Source organism: Paenibacillus sp. 01L418, assembly GCF_056400045.1.
Map to the genome: position 1 here is coordinate 1 of NZ_JBFTSN010000807.1, position 1,013 is coordinate 1,013.

Genomic DNA, 1,013 nt, shown 5'->3' on the forward strand with positions numbered 1-1,013 from the left:
GGCTTGTCTCGCGCTGAAAGAACACATGTGTGCTTACAGCTMCATTTCTGCCTCAACCAGTCGGCTTTTCTACTCAATAAGCGCATATTTGCGCTTACCGACAACAAACMAAGGCTTGTCTCGCGCTGTAAGAACACATGCGTGCTTACAGCTTCATTTCCACCTCAACCAGACGGCTTTTCTACTCAATAAGCGCACATATGCGCTTACAGACAACAAACTAAGGCTATTCTCTCGCTGTAAGAACACATGTGTGCTTACAGCTCCATTTCTACCTCAACCAGACGGCTTTTCTACTCAATAAGCGCACATATGCGCTTACAGACAACAAACTAAGACTATTCTCTCGCTATAAGAACACATACGTGCTTACAACTTCACTTCCACCTCGATCAAACGCCTCATCTACCTCAATAAGCGCACATATGCGCTTACAAACAACAAACTAACCCTTTTCTCGAGCTGTAAGAACACATACGTGCTTACAGCTCCATTTCCACCTCGCCGAGACGCCGCAACTACTCTTTAAGCATATATTTGTGCTTATCGAGTTCAAACAAAAAAAGACCACCTAAACAACCGGTGATCTCTACATGCACATAACTAAGTTACAGACTTCTTCCTTCGTTTTTACCAATTAAGCTTTGTATCCATATGTAGCTTTGTTCATCAAGAACGTCATAGCTCCCATTACTCTTGGTTACTTTCCTAACCTCCTTTGCTACTTAACGTTTGTTCTCATAGCCGACTACTTTACCTACTATTTCCTCTTTGGCAAAAGCACCCGCTGATTGGCTGTCATGGAATCCTCGCCAACGTACATCCGCCAATATAAAATACTCATTCTCCTTTAGCTGCAATGGCTTATTCATAGAATCATTTTTATCGGAAGAAGGATCGCTCCCGTAAAAGGCATCCAGTTTATTCCCATTAATATAAACCTGCCCTTTTTTAACCTGAACCGCCTCACCAGGAAGCCCAACAACTCTTGCTATATCCGTCGCTTGTTTATC

General features: G+C 42.9%; 1 protein-coding gene. It reads right to left on the reverse strand.

What is annotated here, in order from left to right; translation table 11 throughout:
* Positions 1-725: 725 nt before the first annotated feature.
* Positions 726-1,013: signal peptidase I (lepB, locus tag AC1DSE_RS35785; RefSeq protein WP_477529182.1), on the reverse strand; the 288-nt coding region annotated here is incomplete at its 5' end.